This window comes from Bengtsoniella intestinalis (assembly GCF_039719005.1).
Lineage (GTDB): Bacteria > Bacillota > Clostridia > Oscillospirales > Oscillospiraceae > Oscillibacter > Oscillibacter intestinalis.
The window spans coordinates 25,304-46,656 of the sequence record NZ_CP133584.1; the positions used below are offsets into that span (position 1 = coordinate 25,304).

At 47.1% G+C, this 21,353-nt stretch carries 22 protein-coding genes; 12 read left to right on the forward strand and 10 right to left on the reverse strand.

All coding sequences use genetic code 11. The features are described from left to right. Positions 1-4 precede the first annotated feature (4 nt). The 12 genes from truA (at position 5) to RFF05_RS00230 (ending at position 11,067) form a co-directional block, all read left to right on the forward strand. A complete protein-coding gene (gene truA, locus RFF05_RS00175) occupies positions 5-760 on the forward strand; it encodes a tRNA pseudouridine(38-40) synthase TruA (protein WP_409968462.1) in 756 nt (251 codons plus the stop codon). Continuing rightward, entirely contained in the window at positions 735-1,886 is a 1,152-nt protein-coding gene (locus tag RFF05_RS00180; RefSeq protein WP_409968463.1) for a DUF5711 family protein, read from the forward strand. The genes truA and RFF05_RS00180 overlap by 26 nt, the downstream gene beginning before the upstream one ends. 137 nt (positions 1,887-2,023) lie before the next feature. Continuing rightward, a complete protein-coding gene (locus RFF05_RS00185; RefSeq protein ID WP_409968464.1) occupies positions 2,024-4,333 on the forward strand; it encodes an AAA family ATPase in 2,310 nt (769 codons plus the stop codon). 18 nt (positions 4,334-4,351) lie between these two features. Next, positions 4,352-4,561 (forward strand): hypothetical protein, encoded by a 210-nt coding sequence (locus RFF05_RS00190; protein ID WP_409968465.1) that lies wholly within the window; start codon positions 4,352-4,354, stop codon positions 4,559-4,561. A gap of 18 nt (positions 4,562-4,579) precedes the next feature. Continuing rightward, positions 4,580-5,383, forward strand: coding sequence for an EFR1 family ferrodoxin (locus RFF05_RS00195; RefSeq protein ID WP_409968466.1), 804 nt, complete (start codon positions 4,580-4,582; stop codon positions 5,381-5,383). A gap of 24 nt (positions 5,384-5,407) precedes the next feature. Further along, positions 5,408-5,704: a UxaA family hydrolase gene (locus tag RFF05_RS00200; protein ID WP_409968467.1), complete on the forward strand. Its 297-nt coding sequence runs from the start codon at positions 5,408-5,410 to the stop codon at positions 5,702-5,704. Positions 5,705-5,722: 18 nt separating this feature from the next. After that, positions 5,723-6,883: a UxaA family hydrolase gene (locus tag RFF05_RS00205; protein ID WP_409968468.1), complete on the forward strand. Its 1,161-nt coding sequence runs from the start codon at positions 5,723-5,725 to the stop codon at positions 6,881-6,883. Positions 6,884-7,023: 140 nt separating this feature from the next. Next, on the forward strand, positions 7,024-8,394 hold the full coding sequence (locus RFF05_RS00210; protein WP_409966964.1) for an IS4 family transposase: 1,371 nt from the start codon (positions 7,024-7,026) through the stop codon (positions 8,392-8,394). 157 nt (positions 8,395-8,551) lie between these two features. Then, entirely contained in the window at positions 8,552-8,797 is a 246-nt protein-coding gene (locus RFF05_RS00215; RefSeq protein ID WP_409968412.1) for an RNA polymerase sigma factor, read from the forward strand. After that, complete coding sequence (locus tag RFF05_RS00220; RefSeq protein ID WP_409968413.1) at positions 8,790-9,377, forward strand: hypothetical protein; 588 nt, start codon at positions 8,790-8,792, stop codon at positions 9,375-9,377. Before RFF05_RS00215 ends, RFF05_RS00220 begins: the two co-directional genes overlap by 8 nt. 219 nt (positions 9,378-9,596) lie before the next feature. Then, positions 9,597-10,100 (forward strand): RNA polymerase sigma factor, encoded by a 504-nt coding sequence (locus RFF05_RS00225; protein WP_409968414.1) that lies wholly within the window; start codon positions 9,597-9,599, stop codon positions 10,098-10,100. Then, complete coding sequence (locus RFF05_RS00230; protein WP_409968415.1) at positions 10,093-11,067, forward strand: M23 family metallopeptidase; 975 nt, start codon at positions 10,093-10,095, stop codon at positions 11,065-11,067. Before RFF05_RS00225 ends, RFF05_RS00230 begins: the two co-directional genes overlap by 8 nt. 153 nt (positions 11,068-11,220) lie before the next feature. On the opposite strand, the gene RFF05_RS00235 is transcribed toward RFF05_RS00230, so the two are convergent. The 10 genes from RFF05_RS00235 to RFF05_RS00280 all read right to left on the reverse strand — a co-directional run bounded on the left by RFF05_RS00235 (position 11,221) and on the right by RFF05_RS00280 (position 21,239). Beyond that, on the reverse strand, positions 11,221-11,694 hold the full coding sequence (locus RFF05_RS00235; RefSeq protein ID WP_409970143.1) for a transposase: 474 nt from the start codon (positions 11,692-11,694) through the stop codon (positions 11,221-11,223). A 222-nt stretch (positions 11,695-11,916) separates the two neighbouring features. Continuing rightward, complete coding sequence (locus RFF05_RS00240) at positions 11,917-12,816, reverse strand: IS3 family transposase (RefSeq protein WP_409967433.1); 900 nt, start codon at positions 12,814-12,816, stop codon at positions 11,917-11,919. Further along, positions 12,767-13,093 (reverse strand): transposase, encoded by a 327-nt coding sequence (locus RFF05_RS00245; RefSeq protein ID WP_409967432.1) that lies wholly within the window; start codon positions 13,091-13,093, stop codon positions 12,767-12,769. Before RFF05_RS00245 ends, RFF05_RS00240 begins: the two co-directional genes overlap by 50 nt. Before the next feature lie 18 nt (positions 13,094-13,111). After that, positions 13,112-14,071: a transposase gene (locus RFF05_RS00250; protein WP_409968416.1), complete on the reverse strand. Its 960-nt coding sequence runs from the start codon at positions 14,069-14,071 to the stop codon at positions 13,112-13,114. A gap of 134 nt (positions 14,072-14,205) precedes the next feature. Further along, positions 14,206-16,185: a M56 family metallopeptidase gene (locus RFF05_RS00255; protein ID WP_409968417.1), complete on the reverse strand. Its 1,980-nt coding sequence runs from the start codon at positions 16,183-16,185 to the stop codon at positions 14,206-14,208. A gap of 3 nt (positions 16,186-16,188) precedes the next feature. Continuing rightward, the gene (locus RFF05_RS00260; protein WP_409968418.1) at positions 16,189-16,545 is read right to left on the reverse strand and encodes a BlaI/MecI/CopY family transcriptional regulator; all 357 of its coding nucleotides are present in this window, start codon (positions 16,543-16,545) and stop codon (positions 16,189-16,191) included. 131 nt (positions 16,546-16,676) lie between these two features. Then, positions 16,677-17,975 (reverse strand): hypothetical protein, encoded by a 1,299-nt coding sequence (locus RFF05_RS00265; protein WP_409968419.1) that lies wholly within the window; start codon positions 17,973-17,975, stop codon positions 16,677-16,679. A 157-nt stretch (positions 17,976-18,132) separates the two neighbouring features. Then, positions 18,133-19,503, reverse strand: a complete 1,371-nt coding sequence (locus tag RFF05_RS00270; RefSeq protein ID WP_409966964.1) for an IS4 family transposase — start codon at positions 19,501-19,503, stop codon at positions 18,133-18,135. A gap of 97 nt (positions 19,504-19,600) precedes the next feature. Next, positions 19,601-20,881, reverse strand: coding sequence for a M56 family metallopeptidase (locus tag RFF05_RS00275; protein WP_409968420.1), 1,281 nt, complete (start codon positions 20,879-20,881; stop codon positions 19,601-19,603). 1 nt (position 20,882) lies between these two features. After that, positions 20,883-21,239 (reverse strand): BlaI/MecI/CopY family transcriptional regulator, encoded by a 357-nt coding sequence (locus tag RFF05_RS00280; protein WP_409968421.1) that lies wholly within the window; start codon positions 21,237-21,239, stop codon positions 20,883-20,885. Positions 21,240-21,353: the final 114 nt, after the last annotated feature.

Sequence of the window (21,353 nt, forward strand, 5' to 3'; positions counted from 1 at the left end):
AACCATGCGCAATATTGCTTTAAAATTGATGTACAACGGCACCGCTTACCATGGGTGGCAGGTACAAAAAACCGAAACCTCAGTCTGCGAAACCATACAAATTGCCATTGAGAAAATCTGCGGTCACCCTGTTCAATTGGTGGGCTGTGGCCGCACCGACGCAGGTGTTCACGCTGAGCGGTATATTGCCAATTTCCGCACCACTTCCAAAATTCCAGTGGAGCGGTTGCCGCTAGCTATTAACACCCACACACCGCCAGACATTGCGGTGGAGGCGGCCTTTGAGGTGGCTGAGGATTTTAACGCCATCGGTTCTTGCATCAAAAAAGAGTATACCTATCGGATTTACAATTCCAAAATTAAAAATCCGTTTTATGTGAACCGTGCCTATTTTTACCCCAAAAAGTTAGATGAAGTCTTTTTAAATCGGGCGGCGAATATGTTTGTGGGTACCCATGATTTTCGGGCTGTGCGTTCTGTTGGAACGCCTACTAAAACCACGGTGCGCACCATTCACTATTGCCATGTGGCCCGCAACGGTGAGCTGTTGGAGTTGAAGGTTTGCGCCGATGGATTTTTATATAATATGGTGCGTGCCATCACTGGCACCGTGTTATATGCCGCAGAAGGGAAGTTCCTGCCTGAGGAAATCCCTGCAATTTTAGAGCGAGGAGACCGCTCTGCCGCTGGCCCCACTGTGCCAGCGGGTGGTCTTTATATGACGAGGTTATGGTATGAAGATGAACGACTCAATGGATGAGACAACGAAAGAGCCAAAGCGAGACTATGGGCGTATATTTGGCATCATCGCCATCATTGTCATCACCGTTGTGGTGGTGGCGGCCTATCGTGACGGCACAGGTTTTGATGCGGTCAACCGCTTTTTCTCCTACACAATTGGCGACGATAGTACGGCCTATCAATATGATGACGGAACCCAAACCCAATTTGTATTGCTAGGGGACACCTTGGTGGCGCTGTCTAAAACCAAAGTGGAAGTGCAAAGTTTTGGTGGTGAATTGCTCTTTACGGAGCTTTGCTATATGCAAAACCCATCCCTAGAAGTGGGCACCAACCATGCGGTGGCCTATGATGTGGGGGGCGATGATTACTATGTGTTCGATGCTAATGGGTTGGTGTATCAAGGGGTGATAGAGGGGGGTGCCAGTTTGGTGTCTGCCACTTTAAACCACAGTGATTACTTGACCTTGACCCATGAAAGCTCTGGCTATAAAACCACCACTAGTGTCTACGATGCCAAGTCCAATTTGATTTACTCCTTTAACTCGGCCACGCGATTTGTATTGGAAGGGTATGTCAGCGATGACAACACCACATTGATTGCGGTGGCGTTGGGGGCAGATGGAACGGATTTTGTTTCCCAATTGCTTTATTATCCGTTGACGGATACACAAATGAGCCATAGCGCCAACCTCTCTGGGGTGTTGCCTTTAGAGGTGGGTCAGCAAGGGGACAATTTGGTTCTTTTGGGCGACACGGAGCTCTCGTATGTGAATATGGATGGCGATTTGGTGGCGCAATATGATTTTGATGGGGAATATCTCCGTGGATACGATTGTACTACGTCACAATTTTCTGTCATTTTGCTCAATCGTTACCAAGCTGGTAATGAAGGTCGTTTGGTGACGCTAGACAGTAGTGGCACGGAATTGGGTTCCTTATCTATCAACGAAGAAGTGATGGATATCACAATTTCTGGCAATTATATCGCTGTTTTATATAGTGAAAAATTGGTGATTTATACATCTGAGTTGTCTATGTATGCCACCATTGGTGGGCTGGATTATGCCAGCCATGCCCTTATGCAAAGTGATGGGTCTGTGGTTATTTTTGGTAGAGAGCGTGCCGAAATAGTCGCCCCATAATCTAGAAAAATTTGCATAACACAAAGGATTTGTCTTGTGTTATAATAAGTAGTATCTGGTGAATAATCAATGCCATTGAGTTAAGAACTGGATGACATTGGGTGAACAACCATGCAATATCTGGAGGATTCAACAATATGCAACCTACAATTTGTTCAAGATGTAAAAAGAATATAGCTGTGGTGTTCATTTCCAAAATGGAAGGGGACGCCACCACCAGCCAAGGTTTGTGCTTGAAATGCGCAAAAGAGCTGGGTGTACCCCAAGTGGGGGAAATGATGCAACAAATGGGCATTACCGATGCAGATTTAGACACCATTTCTCAAGAAATGTCCAGTGCCTTTGATGGCATTGAAACCGTAGAGGATTTGCCAGCAGGTGATGAGGAAGAAGGCAAAACCGCCACCTTCCCCTTTTTAAATCGCCTGTTTTCTGGAGACAACAGCCCCGTTCCACCCCAAGAAGAAGGGGCGGAGCCACCTCGTAGCAAGGGAAAAGAGCGCAAAGATGGGAAAAAGGACAACAAACAAAAATTCCTTGACCAATATTGCATCAATCTCACCAATCGTGCCAGAGCTGGCAAACTTGACCCTGTCATTGGGCGCGGGCAAGAGATTGAACGTGTGGTGCAAATTCTAAACCGCCGCCAAAAGAATAACCCCTGCCTCATCGGGGAACCCGGTGTGGGCAAAACCGCCATTGCCGAAGGCTTGGCACAGCGGATTGCCGATGGCAATGTGCCCTTTAAGTTGCAAGATAAGCAAGTCCACTTGTTGGATTTGACGGCCTTGGTGGCTGGGACTCAATTCCGTGGTCAATTTGAAAGCCGTATGAAAGGCTTGATTGATGAGCTGAAAAAGCTGGGCAATGTGATTCTAGTCATTGACGAGGTTCATAATATTGTAGGCGCTGGGGACGCAGAAGGTAGCATGAATGCGGCCAACATTTTAAAGCCAGCCCTCTCTCGTGGGGAAATCCAAGTCATTGGTGCCACCACTTTTAATGAATACCGCAAAAGCATTGAAAAAGATACAGCTTTGGAACGTCGCTTCCAACCTGTGACGGTGAACGAGCCATCCTTGGAGGAAACCATTGAAATTCTCCGTGGGTTGGCACCCCATTATGAAAAGTTCCATGGCGTGGCTTTGAGTGACGGGATTTTGCGTCAAGCAGTCATGCTCAGCGAACGTTACATCACTGACCGATTCCTGCCAGACAAGGCCATTGACTTGATTGACGAAGCTTGTTCTGACTTGAACTTGAAAGACCCTGATATCTCTCGCCGAATGACCATTCAAAAAACCATGGCAGACTATGCCTTGGAGCGGACGCTGATTGAAGAAATCGCCGCCACTGATGATGGGGAGTTGGATTATGCCCGTATGGCGGAGATTAAAAGCAAGGAATTGCAGTTGCAAACCGAGCTGGATGTTTTGATTGAAAAGGGTGACCCCCAATTGACCATGGAAAATCTGGCCCACGTTATTGAGCTGTGGACGAAGATTCCAGCCAATCGCATCCGTGAAGAAGAATTCCACCGCTTGAGTCAATTGGAAGGGCGATTGAAGGCCCATTTGATTGGGCAAGACGAGGCCATTGCCTCTGTCACCGCCGCTGTGCGCCGTAACCGTGTGGGCATTTCCGCCAAGCATAAGCCTGTCAGCTTTATTTTCGTAGGCTCCACTGGTGTGGGTAAAACGGAGTTGGTGAAGCAATTGGCCACCGATTTGTTCAATACCCCAGAGGCGCTGATTCGACTGGATATGTCGGAATTTATGGAAAAACACGCTGTTTCTCGCATCATCGGTGCCCCTCCTGGTTATGTGGGCTATGATGAAGCAGGACAGTTGACCGAGAAAATCCGTCGCAAGCCTTACGCTGTGGTTTTATTTGATGAAATCGAAAAAGCCCATCCTGATGTACTCAATGTGTTGTTACAAATTTTGGACGATGGACAAATCACCGATGCCCATGGGCGTAAAGTGAATTTTGAAAACACCATCATCGTCATGACTTCCAATGCTGGCAGTGACCGTAAGGAAGGGTCAGTTGGTTTTGGGCGCACCATGAATGAACAAAACCGTGACCGCATGATGAAAGCATTAGAAGGGTTCTTACGCCCTGAATTTATCAACCGCGTGGATGAGATTGTCTGTTTTAACCGTCTCAGCGAAGAGGATTTCGGCTATATTGCTAAGATGATGCTGGAGGAACTGTGCCAAAGCTTGCAAGAAAAAGCCATTACATTGACCTATGATGATGGGTTGGTGCAGTGGATCAGTGAGAAGTCTTATTCTGCGGTATATGGTGCTCGTAACTTGCGCCGCACCATCCAAAAAGAGTTGGAAGACCCATTGGCGATGGAGATTATTTCCCATTATGAGCAACCCATTTCTCAAGTGAAGGCCACCATCGAAGATGGTATCTTGAAACTATACACCTTATAAGAAAGAAGGGCGGAGGCTATGCTGTTTCGTAAAAAAATTGACCCCAGCTGTAGCTACTGTGTCCATGGGCAACGGGTTTCTGAGCGTGATGTGGTCTGCGGAAAAAAAGGCATTGTGCCTGTGGAGGGCAATTGTCGGAAATTCCGCTATGACCCAATGAAGCGTGTGCCTTCTCGCCCTGCAACATTGCGTACACAAGGATTAAAAGAAGAGGATTTCTCAATTTAACAAAAGCTGGTGACAGATATGGATGTAAAGGTTTTTTGCTTTAGTCCCGTTGGTAACACTGAAAAAATAGCTATGCACCTTGGCAAAACATTGGCGCGACACTTAGGTGGGGCGCTAATAGAGCGCTCGTTTACCCTACCGCAAGAACGACAAGCACCTTTGGTGGCCACGGCTGGTGAGATTGTAATTTTAGCCCTACCTGTTTATGCTGGACGACTGCCCAATGTGATGGCAAAGTACTTGCAAACCATGGAGGCCACTGGGGCGCTCTGTGTGCCTGTGGTGGTTTATGGGAACCGTAACTTTGACGATGCCTTAACCGAAGGTCAGTTGGTGTGTGAACACGCTGGTGGACAGGTCATCGGTGGTGGCGCCTTTGTGGCCCAGCATTCCTTTTCTAAAACCTTGGCAGTCAATCGTCCAGACGAGTTGGATATGGCGCAGGTGGAGCAGTTTGCAACCGCTCTTGCCCAAAAAATACAAGCAGGGGATACCCACATACCATTACTGGCTGGCAACAATCCGCCCCATCCTTACTATACCCCCCGTGATCGCCACGGCAATGGCATTGATATTCGCAAAGTAACCCCTAAGGTGGGGGATGGTTGTGTCCAGTGTGGGCTGTGCGCCCAGCACTGTCCTATGGGGAGTATCAACCCAGCCAACGTGAAGGAAATGCAAGGCATTTGTATCAAATGCTGTGCCTGTGAAAAGCGATGTCCTGTGGGGGTACGTTATTTTGACGATCCCAATTACATATACCATCGAAAAGAACTCGAAGAGATGTATAGCCGACGGGCAGAGCCTGTTTGGTTTGTGTGATACCTAGGAGAAAGAGGAAGGTTTATGAAAGCTGAAGCCATTATGCTCAAACCCACTGACAATGTGGTGACTGTGGTGGGCGGTGCTGCCGCCAACGCCACCATTCACTATTTTAAAAATGGGGAGCTATGTCGTATTGTTACCTGTGAAGAAATTCCACCCTGTCACAAAATTGCTATCGTTGCCATCGGACAAGGGGAACGCATCATCAAATACGGTGAAAGTATCGGCGCCGCCCAACGGGATATTCCCCTTGGTGGATGGGTGTCTCATTTGAATGTGGATAGCCTGCCCCGTGATTACGCCAGCGAATTGGGTTGAGTGGAAAGGGAACTGATTATGGAATTTATGGGATATAAGCGCCCTGACGGGACTGTTGGGATTCGTAACAACGTTTTAATTTTACCTACTTGCGCTTGCTCTAGTGAGACTTGCCGTGTGGTGGCAAACCAAGTTAATGGCACGGTGAACATCATCAACAACTCTGGTTGCGCCGAGGTGAAGGGCAATGAGGACATGACTCAAATCATCCTCACTGGCTTTGCCGCCAACCCCAATGTGTATGGCACGGTGGTCATCGGTTTGGGCTGTGAAAATGTAGACCATAAAAAACTAAAGGCCAAAATTGAAGCCATTACCAACAAGCCCATTGTATCTTTTGGCATCCAAGAAGAGGGTGGCACCATTAAAACCATCGAAAAGGCTGTCCGTGCCGCTCGTGAAATGGTGATGAACGCTTCTTTACAACAACGTGAGCCCTGTGATTTATCTCATTTGATGATGGGCATTGAATGCGGTGGCTCTGATGCTACCAGCGGCTTTGGTGCCAACCCTGTGGTTGGGAACGTCAGCGATCGTTTGGTGGACTTGGGGGCGTCGTCTATGATGTCTGAAACCATTGAATTTGTAGGGGCAGAGCATATTTTGGCTCGCCGTGGTGCCACCAAGGAAATTCACGATAAAATCATCCAAATCTGTAAAGAGTATGAAGAGCATTTAGCCCGTGCTGGGCAAAATTGCCGCCATGGACAACCTTCTCCCGGCAACAAAGATGGCGGCCTATCCACCATTGAAGAAAAGTCTTTGGGCTGTATCAGCAAGGGTGGCACCCGTCCCATTGTGGAAGTGGTGATGGAAGGGGAACGCCCCACCAAAAAGGGTGCCATTGTGATGGACTCTCCCGGTTATGACATCGCGTCTATCACTGCTATGGTGGCAGGTGGTTGTCAGGTGATTTGCTTCACCACAGGCCGTGGCACTCCCACAGGGAATGCTTTGGCACCAGTGTTGAAGATTACTGCCAACCGTGTGACCTTTCAGAATATGATTGACAACACAGATGTGGATTTAAGCGCCGTGACAGAAGGGGAGGCCAGCATCGAAGACGCTGGTGCCACCTTGTTGGAAGAGGTGCTTGCAGTCTGCAATGGCAAGGTGACCAAGGCAGAAGTATTTGGTTTTTCTGACATTGCCATTGACCGCATTTGCCGTTTTATTTAATAATGGGTTAAAAAAGGAGCTGTTCATTTGACAATGTCATTAAGATAAGCCTGGGTGCTACAAGAAAAACACCCAGAACCTTTTAAAAAAAGCTTGACAATTACAAAAAAATGTGCGGTCGCCTTCATTGACCAAAGTCAATGAAGGCGACCCTTGTTATTGAGCATAACGCTGATAACAAAGGAGATGCACACATGACATTCACAACAAAAAACATAAAAAGAACACTAAAAAAATCCATAAAAGCCCTTTCGCAAAACGCTGTAAAATATGCTGAAAATCCAGAAAAAGACTTCACCCGAAATAGGAAGTTACCATTTGAAAAAGTAATTGAAACAACCTTATCTCTCACAGGAAAAACACTATATGGGGAATTATCCGAACAATTCGGCATACATTCATCCTCACCTACAGTATCCGCTTTTGTGCAACAACGAAACAAAATCAAATCAACTGCCTTCGAGGATTTATTCCACCAATTTGTTGCCGAAACAAACCAACCCATCACCCACCGTGGCTACCGCCTTTTGGCTGTGGATGGCTCTAGTTTGCACGTTCCCACCAACCCAAAGGAAGTGGATTCTTACCATCAAAAGGCCAATGACTCCAAGCCTTTTAACCTTTTGCACCTCAACGCCATGTACGATATTTTGCGCAAAACCTACGTGGATGCAACGGTTGAAAAGGGTGAAAACAAGGCCTTTGCCACCATGGTGGCACGTAATCAATCAAAAGTACCCACCATTTACATTGCTGATAGAGGCTACGAATCGTACAATAATTTCGCTCATGTGCAAGAAAGAGGGCAAAAATTCCTTGTCAGAGTGAAGGATTCTGCTTCACGCAACGGTATTTGTCACGGATTATCTTTGCCTGTTGGTGAGGAGTTTGACGTTTCACTGACGCTACACATTTCACGCAAGCAAACAGCGCAAGCCAAAAATCAAAACCTGAAATTTATCGCCCATAGTTCACCATTTGATTTTTTACCCTGCAAAACAAAGAAAAATGAAAAAATCGAGCCATATCCGTTACATATTCGCCTCGTTTGCTTTAAACTTTCTGAAAATTCTTACGAAACGGTTGCCACAAATTTGGATAAAAGTGAATTTGATTCTGCTGCCCTCAAGGATTTGTACGCCAAGCGATGGGGTATCGAAACGTCCTTCCGCTCTTTGAAATTCACCGTCGGATTGCTGTATTTTCACAGCAAAAAGACGAAGCTTCTTCTTCAAGAAATCTTCGCCAAGTTGATTATATACAATTTTACACAGTTGATAACCTCGTGCATTGCTGTAAAAAAAGTTACCAGAAAGCGGGTTTATCAAATAAATTTCGCTGTTGCCACTCAAATTTGTCGTAAATTCTTTGGGAAGAATGTACCCGTCGCCGAAGTTGAAGCCTGCATCGCAAAAAACCTAACACCCATGCGAAATTTGCCCTCAAACCCACGCAAGCGACGCAACACGAACCCCAGAACCGACACCTCTTTTTTCTATCGCTTGGCGTAATGCCACGTTATAAGGACAAGCAAGCAGATTGAAAAATCTGCTTGCTTGTCCTGCGCATTTTTAGATTCCGATGATTTTTTATTAGCTGTTCTTGCGTTTTAATAGCTTAACTTAATGACATTGGAACAAAACCACATCCTTTTTTCGGCGGCGGTGCGTGCCTTTTGAGGATTATGTGGAAACGCTGACCTTTGAAACCCCAGAATCGTCCCAGATATTTGATGGGGTGATGGCACTACCAGAGAAGTATCGGGTGGTCATCCACCTATTTTACTACGAGGACTACTCTGCCAAAGAAATTGCCCAAATCCTCAAATTGTCCGAATCCAACGTAAAAGTCCGATTGTCACGAGGGAGAACCATGTTAAAACAAGCATTGAAGGAGATATGGCAGGATGACTAATCACGAACAATATAAGCAGGCGTTTTCCGCCCTTCCTATCTCCAAGGATTTTGAATTGGAGGCTATCAAAATGAAACGGATGAAGAAACTAAAACTCAAAAATTTGATTGCAGTGGCGGCAATCTGCGCCATGGTGATCGGTGGCTCCACGGTGGCTTATGCCGCCAACGTGGGCAACATTCAGCGTACTGTCCAGATGTGGATTGCAGGCGACCAAACCGACGTGACCATCGATTTCAACGCAGATGGCACCTATGCCATGGAGTATTTAGACCGCAATGGAGATTTGGTTTCTGGTGGTGGCGGTGGTGTGGCCTTCAACGACGATGGCACAGAACGCCCCCTCACCCCAGAGGAATTGATGGAGGAAATGATGTATCCTGATGTGATCTATGAGGACGATGGCAGTGTTTGGGTGTACTATATTGACCAAGCGGTGGAGATTACCGACAAATTCAATGACGGTGTCTGTTACGTCCAAATCCCTGACGGTGACGGAACCCTCTATATGACCATCAAGTATCAAGGTGGCGATGCGATCAGCCCCTATAAATTTGTGGCACCGTGGGAATTCAATTAAGTATCAACCCGACAGGGCAGGCATCTTTTTATAAAGATGCCTGCCCTGTTGCTGTTTCTATGGAGAAGGGTGGCTATTGCTTTGACTTTTTAAGAGGTGGTGCAGGCTGTATAGTCTGCACCCTTTTCTTCAATTTTGGGAAAATTCAAAACTTTTGAACCAAAAGCATTTTTCTATTGTATTATTAGTGAAAAGGCTTTTCAATCCCAGCGAAAGGAAGTGACAATCACTGTGCCCATCCAACTATCTTGCGAGGAAATCGTCCATCTCCATGGCGATATGGTCTATCGCATTGCCATCACCCAGACACGCCACAAAGAGGACGCTGAGGATATTTTTCAAGAGGTGTTCATCGCTCTTATGGGACATCTTCACTCTATTGAGAGTGAAACCCACCTGAAGCATTGGCTCATTCGCACTACCATCAACCGCTGTAAAAATCATCACCTCTGCTTCTGGAAACAGCGTGTGACCCTCCTGCCCGAGCAAACAGACAGCCCCCTCCCACAGGAGGAACACGCCCTCATAGACGAAGTGCGTGAGGCACTGGCACAACTGCCCTCCAAGCTACGCAGTCCAACGTACCTCTATTACTACGAGGGCTATCGGGTGGAGGAGATTGCCACCATTTTGGAGCTCCCGTCGGGTACGGTGAAATCCAGACTGCATACCGCCAGAGGGCGACTGAAATTAAAACTTGAGGAGGCTAGATCGTATGAATAATCTAAATATCAAAGCCCCTACACGGCTAAAAGAGGAGACAATTCAAAAAATGGAACAGAAACGCAGAAAGAATCACCTGCCTAAAACGCTACTAATCGCCGCCTGTATTCCAACGCTACTGATACTGACGGCCTTTGGCTATCGCCTGGTTTCGGGCATCGATGGAGACAATTTGGCACTGGATGCCCAGTATTTGGGGAACGGTTTGGTGGAAATCTCGGTGGAGAATCAGGCCAATATCCCCCTGCAATTTAACTCGGAATTTCAGCTGGAGCAGTGGTCTACCAGCGAAATGATTTGGGAGAGTTCCCAAACGATGCCCACCATTGCCCCCAACGAAGCCGCTACCCTCTCCATTCAAATTCCAGAGGAATTGATTGCCCAGTTGGAGACACCTCTCCCAGAAAACGACTGGTATCACTTCCTGCTGACCACCAACAACTTTGCCTTTGGGCAGACGTGGATGGCCTCTTTGAGTTTTGCGCCAGCTCTGCCCTCTGATGATGTAGAAGATGCAGGTTGGGCACCCACCCCGCAGGAGGACAACACCTCTAAAACTGCGGTGGAGTTCATTAGCGAACATTATGAAATCCAAAATCCCTTGGAGGAGATGGAGATTTCTTTCCCCTATAATGACTACCAAGAGGACGGAAATTACATCCATACAGCGGTGGATTTGGTGGCAGAGCAGGGCAGCAATATCTATCCCTTTGCCGCTGGCACCGTGGTGGAAGCTGGCTTTGCTTCTGGCGGAGGTAACTATCTGGTCATCGACCATGGAGATGGCTTGCAGTCCACTTATCAACACTGTGAGAGCTTACTCAAAGAAGTGGGCGATAGCGTGCTACTTGACGATGTGATTGCCACCGTGGGGCAAACTGGAACGGCCACTGGCCCCCATTTGGGATTTGGGTTGCTATTAGATGATGTGCCTGTGAATCCTGCGTTGGTGTTGGGTTTGGAGTGAAATAGTGCAAAAAGGGTGCAGGCCTTGGCCCAATGTCATTAAGTTAAGCTATTAAAACGCAAGAACAGCTAATAAAAAATCATCGGAATCTAAAAATGCGCAGGACAAGCAAGCAGATTTTTCAATCTGCTTGCTTGTCCTTATAACGTGGCATTACGCCAAGCGATAGAAAAAAGAGGTGTCGGTTCTGGGGTTCGTGTTGCGTCGCTTGCGTGGGTTTGAGGGCAAATTTCGCATGGGTGTTAGGTTTTTTGCGATGCAGGCTTCAACTTCGGCGACGGGTACATTCTTCCCAAAGAATTTACGACAAATTTGAGTGGCAACAGCGAAATTTATTTGATAAACCCGCTTTCTGGTAACTTTTTTTACAGCAATGCACGAGGTTATCAACTGTGTAAAATTGTATATAATCAACTTGGCGAAGATTTCTTGAAGAAGAAGCTTCGTCTTTTTGCTGTGAAAATACAGCAATCCGACGGTGAATTTCAAAGAGCGGAAGGACGTTTCGATACCCCATCGCTTGGCGTACAAATCCTTGAGGGCAGCAGAATCAAATTCACTTTTATCCAAATTTGTGGCAACCGTTTCGTAAGAATTTTCAGAAAGTTTAAAGCAAACGAGGCGAATATGTAACGGATATTATAATGGTCCCCCTGTCAAGACCACTTCCTCAAAATTTATCGTGAACACAACAACCTATTTTGCTTCCTGAGCCAAGCCTGGTTGTGGTTACCTCCAGGGTAGCCGCCCGAAGGGTTGCCTTGACCGACTGGGTCAGGCTGGTACAATGGGAAAGGCGAGGGGAACGGCCTCCGCCTACAACCCACGACCTCCCGTCGCCACCAGTCCTCAACCAGCCTGTGCCAGACTGTCAAGGTGGTTGGTTGGCGTTGTGAAGGCTGCCCCATACACGGCCTCTGGAGTCTGATTTCCCAGTGCTTGATGGGGTCTGAAGGTGTTGTACTGCTTGATATAATTTCCAATTCCACGGCGCAATACCCTAGGATTTTGATACTCGTTGAGGTAAATTTCCTCGGTTTTCAGGCTACGGAACCACCGCTCAATCATGATATTATCCGCCCAACGGGACTTACCATCCATGCTTTGGACAATGTGATTTGCCTTCAAAAACCCCTTATATTGGGAGCTTGTGAACTGACATCCTTGGTCAGAATTGAGAAAAGCGGGGGTGCCGTGGCTAGAAATTGCGCGCTGGACAGCGGCGATGACGTTATCTGTGTCCAGCGTATCGGACAGACTCCAGCCCACAATCAGACGGCTATACCAGTCGATAATCGCCGTCAAATACATGTGCCCGTGGTGCATTTTGATGTAAGTGATGTCGATTGACCACACTTGATTCGGGAACGAGACAACCTTATTTCTCAGCAAATATGGTACGATAGACTCTTTAAAGTTGCGTTTTGAGAGATTTGCCTTGGGATAGAGAGCATGAATTCCCATCTCGCACATCAGTCGCCTAACCAGCTTGCGACCCACAAAAATCTGGTCGGTGGCCAGCTTGGTCACCAGCTTTCGAGAGCCGATGTAGGGCATTTGGGTGTGCCAGTAGTCGATGCGTGCCATGATGTGCTCCCGCCAGCGCTTGGCCTCCTGGTCGACCTCCACAGGCTGGTAGTAGACCTGCCCTCGGGGCAGACCCAGCAGCTCACATTGACGGCGGATGGACAGGTCTGCGTCAGTCCTGAGGGAACTTGGGGACGGGGATGCCGCAGTCCCGAAAGGCACCCTGAATAAAGTCTCGCTCCAGTGTCAATTGGCCGATGGTGCGGAGCATCTGCTCCTTCTCTTTTTTCAGGGCAACCTCCTTCCGATGTGCTTCTTTGACCTGCTTTTTCTCATCGAAAACCTGACTGGCATTGGATATAAATTCCTTCTTCCAGTTGCGAATCATGTTGGGATTAACCCCCTGCTCGGCAGCGATAACGTTTAATTCCTTCTCACCCTGGAGGACTTCTAGGACGATCTTGGCCTTATATTCGGCGCTGTAACTGCTTCGTGGCATGATATGTTCTCCTCTCGTTTATCGTTTTTGATATTGTATCACGTTCACGATAATTTTTCGAGTGCTGGTTTGGTTTCTAGGGTCCATTATATATGGCTCGATTTTTTCATTTTTCTTTGTTTTGCAGGGTAAAAAATCAAATGGTGAACTATGGGCGATAAATTTCAGGTTTTGATTTTTGGCTTGCGCTGTTTGCTTGCGTGAAATGTGTAGCGTCAGTGAAACGTCAAACTCCTCACCAACAGGCAAAGATAATCCGTGACAAATACCGTTGCGTGAAGCAGAATCCTTCACTCTGACAAGGAATTTTTGCCCTCTTTCTTGCACATGAGCGAAATTATTGTACGATTCGTAGCCTCTATCAGCAATGTAAATGGTGGGTACTTTTGATTGATTACATGCCACCATGGTGGCAAAGGCCTTGTTTTCACCCTTTTCAACCGTTGCATCCACGTAGGTTTTGCGCAAAATATCGTACATGGCGTTGAGGTGCAAAAGGTTAAAAGGCTTGGAGTCATTGGCCTTTTGATGGTAAGAATCCACTTCCTTTGGGTTGGTGGGAACGTGCAAACTAGAGCCATCCACAGCCAAAAGGCGGTAGCCACGGTGGGTGATGGGTTGGTTTGTTTCGGCAACAAATTGGTGGAATAAATCCTCGAAGGCAGTTGATTTGATTTTGTTTCGTTGTTGCACAAAAGCGGATACTGTAGGTGAGGATGAATGTATGCCGAATTGTTCGGATAATTCCCCATATAGTGTTTTTCCTGTGAGAGATAAGGTTGTTTCAATTACTTTTTCAAATGGTAACTTCCTATTTCGGGTGAAGTCTTTTTCTGGATTTTCAGCATATTTTACAGCGTTTTGCGAAAGGGTTTTTATGGATTTTTTTAGTGTTCTTTTTATGTTTTTTGTTGTGAATGTCATGTGTGCATCTCCTTTGTTATCAGCGTTATGCTCAATAACAAGGGTCGCCTTCATTGACCAAAGTCAATGAAGGCGACCGCACATTTTTTTGTAATTGTCAAGCTTTTTTTAAAAGGTTCTGGGTGTTTTTCTTGTAGCACCCAGGCTTATCTTAATGACATTGGGCCTTGGCCTGCACCCTTTTTGCGTTATTCTTCTGGATAGATAAACTCCACATAAATCACATAGGCATCCTCTGCAGCTCCCAATTGGGAGCTGAGAAATCCGTTCATAATATCTTGGTAGGTCACATTTGGGTCGTTCACCAGATAATAGGCACGGCAGGTTTCGTACTTGGCGGTGCTGGACATGGGGGGCACCGTTTCTGTCACCAAATATTGATAGGTATTCACCAACTGGGTTTCTTCTGGGGTGGTGGGATACTGGGTGACGGTGAATAGTTCGTTTTCATACACAATATCCGTCACGGCTGACGTAGGTTCCTCTGCCCCGTCTGGGGTGAACTGATGGACACAGCGCAAGCTACCATCCTCACGGTTGGCCGATGCTTCTTCAAAGGCATCTAGGTATTCTCGCCCTGAAATGACGCCATCGCTGTTGTAGACAAAGGCACCGTCAGAAATGGCTTGGTCGAGGGAGTCGCTATCATAGTCGGTACTGATTGTAGTATCATCCGAGTAAAACGCATGGATAATGTCGTGTCCCACACCAGTATACCCACTGCCACCGTCGCTGTACAGGGGTTGAATATCCAAACGAATCAGCCAGCCGTCGGTCTGCTCCACGCCGTTTTGGGTGTAGTAAATCATGCGGTCTGCGTTGTATTTGGTGTCGTTTCGTGATAATTCAATGGCATAACGGTCAGGAGCATCTCCTGCCATTTCACCAATGGCATCAGTGGGCAGGTATTTCAGGGCGCTGAGGTAATGATATAGGTGGAATACCTGCTCCGTTGGGGCGACCCATGGGTCTGGTTCGGTCACAAAAAAGCGGTTGTCCTCTGTGAGGAAAATCCGCAACTGAGAGGCCATGGTTTCACCATCTTCACTATATAAAAAGCGGATGGCTTCATCTTGCACCATGTTGAAATCTGCATCCACTGTCAATCCAAAATTGTCAGGGGTCAGGTGTAAGCTCCCAGAGGAATAGCCAGTGATATTCTCTATATTTTGGAGAATTTCATCTGGATTCAAATCAGAAAGTGCATTGCTTTGCAAGGGGAAATACCGCTCCTTGGCATTGCTCATTAGCCCCACACCCACGCACACTGCCAGCACAATGGCCACCACAGTCACCCAAACCACAGGCTTTTTATACCCCATGACATTCTTCACACGCCCCTTGGTATCCCCTTCGCCAAAGGCCAGAGGGGTAGCGGAGATGAGCCGTCCACGGCTGGCAAAGCGGAGCAGGGAATTGGCATAGTCACGGCGGATGTCCCCCTCCATGGTGCCCATCACCGCCTCGTCGCAGGAGCGCTCCATATCACGTTCCGACAACACGAAGGCCATCCAGACAAGGGGGTTGAACCAGTGGACGGTCAGTGCCACAAAAGCCAGCACACGGGTCACATGGTCAAATCGTTTCAGATGGCACTGCTCATGGGCAATGATATAGCCACGCTCCTGTTCTTCTAAATGAGAGGGTAGATAGATTTTTGGACGAATTAGCCCCAGCACAAAGGGCGATGGAATATTGTCCGCAAGATAAATACGATTTTCCAATGGGATTGCCGTCGCCAGCTTGCGTTTTAGTAAAATATATTGCACCAGCCCGTAAACAGCCATGGCTGTCATGCCAGTCATCCAGAGAACACGCCCCACAAAAATCCATATTTGAATGGGGTTGACACTGGCCTCTGGTTGAGTCACTGGGGGCAAAATGGGGTTAATCACCTCGTCTAAAACCTCCACCCCTGTGTCCACTTGTGGAACAGTCTCATAGACCATTTCTGGGGTGAAGATGGGCTGACTGGTGGTGGGTATCAGGCTCAAATCACTCTCCCATGAAATGGGCACCAGCAATCGCACCAGCACGATAGCCCAGAGAAGATAGCTATACTTTTTTGGAAATTTCAGCATCAGAAACCGTGCCACAATCACACCCAGAATGACAAAGCTACCTGTCAAAGTCAGGTTGAGTATCTCTACAAATAGGTTATCCAACATGATTTACCCCTCCTGTCCGTCGATGATGGCTTTGATTTCAGCAATTTCGGCATCCGATAGCTTCTTCCCTCGAGAAAAAGCCGCCAAGAATCGAGGGAGTGATCCACCGAAGGACTCCTCCACAAAGGTCTCACTGCGGACAGCCATAAAGTCCTCCTGTGAGATCTTTGCCGTCACCAATCCGTCTTTGTTCTCAAACAAGCCCTTTTCGCAGAGCTTGCGCAAGACAGTATAGGTGGTAGGCTTTTTCCAAGTCAGCGCCTCTGCCGCTAGACCCACCAATTCCCCCGATGGGATGGGCTGATTCGCCCAGATGAGCTGTGCAAAGCGCAGCTCCACGTCTCCGATTTTATATTCCATGTGGGTGTCCCCCTTTTTGAGTTCTGCGGTTTATTCTTATAAACTAATTTTAGTTTACAGCAATAAACCGCATTTGTCAAGGGGGAAAATAATGACCCCCACGGATTTCATTTCGTGGGGGTCATGGTTGCTTATTCCGCTATGATTGCAGGTAGATTGGAGTAAATCTTATAGTCTCCTCCGCCATAGTCAACCAAAGTCAGAATATAGTCCGCCTGTTGCCAGCTGTTGTAGTAGCTGAGGGCAATCTGGTCGCCCGTCTGGGTGCCCGACACAAATTCCACAGTGCCGTAGTAATTGGTATCGCCGTGGAGGTTATAGTAACAGTCGTATTCCTCTAAATATTTGAAGTTTTCCAGTCCAATTTTATTGGAGGCAAACAGGTCGATGCCTGTATATTGCTCCAGCATATCGTCCATAGAAGTCTTTGGAATTGGGGTCACATCGGTGGGAATCTCCGCCCAGCTGTCGAAGCCGTAGGCCTGTGCCACTGCGTCATACTCGCCGTCTTCACTCATAGCATAATCGGCACCAGCGCCATGATAAAAGAGCATGAACAAATCGATATTGATAGGCAAATCAAATGAATTGTGGAGGAATTGATTGGCTGGATTCAAATTCTGACCTGTTGCACCGTTGAAATAGGTTTCGTTGAAATAGGAAAGTTCGTCAGCTGTCAGGGGCTGTGGGGTGCTGAGGAGGGCATATTCACAGGCCATCTCGTTATAATATTCACCCATAGCTTCGTAGTAATCTTTCGCCAAATAAGACTCATCTTCTGTGCTCACCATCTGATTTTCTAAGTTGATATCCAAAATGGCAATGGCGGTGGCACGTTCTACCCAAGGGGTCAGATTGCTAAAATAGGTGTTGATTTTACTTGCTGCGTCCCCATCGCTTATCTGTCCTTCGGTGCTATCTTCTGCCTTCACTTGGCGATTTCCTTGGCTATCCAAGGAGAATATGCTGTGTGCAAAGGTGTAGTAGCCTTGGCCTGTGTAGAGGCTGCCTTCTAACAGGTAAGATAGCCCATCTATTTCCGCCAGACTTAGTTGTCCGTTTCCAGTATGGGGCGCACCATAACTCTGCTCATAAATGGGTGTATTTGTGGAAAGAATGGGGTCATAGACGGCAATATCACAGGGATAGGTTTGATTGAGCAAGGCTTGTAAATCTTTGTCCACATACTCACTATGGACAGAAATGGTGGTTTCGATGATGTCAGGGATGCCGTCGTGGGTCACATCCGCCATCTGGGTGTGGATGACCTGTTTGATTTCGGTTATATCAGGGGTTTCGGTGGGTGGTGTTTCTGGCTGGGCGACAGCACTCTTGCTAGTAACATACTTCACCAGATCCATCCATGCAACCGTCTGGTCTGTATCTAGCAGGAAATATTGTTCATCAACTTGGAGGGCAACTTGCTCCATGGCCTCTTTCACATAAAGGATAAGGGTATGTGTGCAATGTCATTAAGTTAAGCTATTGAAACGCAAGAACAGCTAATAAAAAATCATCGGAATCTAAAAATGCGCAGGACAAGCAAGCAGATTTTTCAATCTGCTTGCTTGTCCTTATAACGTGGCATTACGCCAAGCGATAGAAAAAAGAGGTGTCGGTTCTGGGGTTCGTGTTGCGTCGCTTGCGTGGGTTTGAGGGCAAATTTCGCATGGGTGTTAGGTTTTTTGCGATGCAGGCTTCAACTTCGGCGACGGGTACATTCTTCCCAAAGAATTTACGACAAATTTGAGTGGCAACAGCGAAATTTATTTGATAAACCCGCTTTCTGGTAACTTTTTTTACAGCAATGCACGAGGTTATCAACTGTGTAAAATTGTATATAATCAACTTGGCGAAGATTTCTTGAAGAAGAAGCTTCGTCTTTTTGCTGTGAAAATACAGCAATCCGACGGTGAATTTCAAAGAGCGGAAGGACGTTTCGATACCCCATCGCTTGGCGTACAAATCCTTGAGGGCAGCAGAATCAAATTCACTTTTATCCAAATTTGTGGCAACCGTTTCGTAAGAATTTTCAGAAAGTTTAAAGCAAACGAGGCGAATATGTAACGGATATGGCTCGATTTTTTCATTTTTCTTTGTTTTGCAGGGTAAAAAATCAAATGGTGAACTATGGGCGATAAATTTCAGGTTTTGATTTTTGGCTTGCGCTGTTTGCTTGCGTGAAATGTGTAGCGTCAGTGAAACGTCAAACTCCTCACCAACAGGCAAAGATAATCCGTGACAAATACCGTTGCGTGAAGCAGAATCCTTCACTCTGACAAGGAATTTTTGCCCTCTTTCTTGCACATGAGCGAAATTATTGTACGATTCGTAGCCTCTATCAGCAATGTAAATGGTGGGTACTTTTGATTGATTACGTGCCACCATGGTGGCAAAGGCCTTGTTTTCACCCTTTTCAACCGTTGCATCCACGTAGGTTTTGCGCAAAATATCGTACATGGCGTTGAGGTGCAAAAGGTTAAAAGGCTTGGAGTCATTGGCCTTTTGATGGTAAGAATCCACTTCCTTTGGGTTGGTGGGAACGTGCAAACTAGAGCCATCCACAGCCAAAAGGCGGTAGCCACGGTGGGTGATGGGTTGGTTTGTTTCGGCAACAAATTGGTGGAATAAATCCTCGAAGGCAGTTGATTTGATTTTGTTTCGTTGTTGCACAAAAGCGGATACTGTAGGTGAGGATGAATGTATGCCGAATTGTTCGGATAATTCCCCATATAGTGTTTTTCCTGTGAGAGATAAGGTTGTTTCAATTACTTTTTCAAATGGTAACTTCCTATTTCGGGTGAAGTCTTTTTCTGGATTTTCAGCATATTTTACAGCGTTTTGCGAAAGGGCTTTTATGGATTTTTTTAGTGTTCTTTTTATGTTTTTTGTTGTGAATGTCATGTGTGCATCTCCTTTGTTATCAGCGTTATGCTCAATAACAAGGGTCGCCTTCATTGACTTTGGTCAATGAAGGCGACCGCACATTTTTTTGTAATTGTCAAGCTTTTTTTAAAAGGTTCTGGGTGTTTTTCTTGTAGCACCCAGGCTTATCTTAATGACATTGGGTATGTGTGAGCACTCCAGTTGAATGAATGGTGACACGTAGTTCTTCCTCGTTTGGGAAGGCTTCCCATTGAGTTTCCGTGCCATAAAATGCGTTGCACAATGTCACCACGGCAGCTTTTTCTTCTTGGGTTGGTTGTTTTGCAATGTGCGTGGAACCTGACGCATAGGTGACAATCTCCATACTTGACACATCATCTATAGTGAATTCTGCCATCCAATCAATGGACGGCTTTGCCGTCAAAAACAGTGCTGACAGCACACCAATTACCGCCAGACAGCCCACGGCAATGATGAGTTTATGTTTTTTGAACACCTCGCCTAGTTGTATCATTTGAATCCTCCTCTTGGTGTTCTCCTTGTTGTCCACCATGCAGAGCATCTGAGGTGCCAAGGGCAGTTTGTTGGCGTGTCCCAGCACTTCAATGAGGGACATGGCGTAGGGGGTTTCCTCCTCTTTGTCTAGGGTTTTCAGCACTCGGCTGTCGTTAAGCAGCTCCATATCCTGACGGATAAAGCGGAACAGTACCCAGATCAGGGGATTGAACCAGTAAACCACCTGGAGCGTCAATAGAGCGGTATTCTTCCACAAATCATGGTGTTTTAGGTGGGATAACTCGTGGAGCAGGATGTAGCGCAAGCTGTCCTCGGATAGCGCCTCCACATAGTCAGGCAGGAGGATGGTGGGGCGGAAAAGGCCGTAGAGAGCTGGGCTTTTGAGGTAGGATTGCTGATAGAGCGCCACCCTTTGGGTCACGCCTAATTGCCCTTTGCACTCCTCCAGCAAGGAGTCTAGCTCGGAGCTATCCCCTTTGCAGGCCATGAGAAAGCCAGAGAAGCGAATGCGACTGAATAGCAGAATGAGTAGCATGACCCCCATGCCCAGTAGCCATAGCACTGGCACCATGACTTCAAATATCAAGGACATGGTTTCATAGGTCTCTACTTGCGCCACCGTTTCGGCTGGCACACGACCAGAGGTGCCAGATTCCGTGCTGGCCTCTGCCACCTCAACCACCAGCTGAATTCCCTGCTGGCGGAAGTCCACCTCCGTGGTGGGAATGACCGCCGTAGAGCTGGTGGGACGGAAGGGCATCACCAATGCCACCAGCATCAAGAGCCACAGGGCATTCTTCCAGATGGGCGGGATTTTCTTGTCCAACAACTTCCGCAGGAGCAGTACCCCCAACCCAATGCAGACGGCGGCGAGAGATAGCTCCAACAGGGTATAGAAGATGGGAGCGATATGTTCCAAAATCCATAAATCCATATTATTTTCCCTCCTTGAGCAGGTTTATCAGCGACTGCAAATCGTCTAACGTGACTTCTTCCTCCATGACAAAGTTCATCAGCATGGCCTGACTGGAGCCGTCAAACACCTTATCCACAAAGTGGCGGCGACTCTGGGCGGTGTAGTCGGCCTGCTTTACCAGTGGTGTATAAAGATAGCTCCGCCTATCCACAGGGGTGGCACCAATGGCGCCCTTGGCCAAAAGCCGTTTCAGCATGGTTTTCAGCGTGGATACATTGCCATCCATACGCTTTGCAATCTCGCTAGACGGCAAAGGTGCCTCCTTCCACAGCACTTTCATAATGGATAGCTCACTATCAGAAATTTGAATAGACATGATTGTTCCTCCTTTGGGTACAGCTGTACTCTTTATAATAGAATACACATGTACTCTGATTTTGTCAAGAGGGAAATTCACGATAGAATGAACGCTGCAAATAGCCCCCAACCA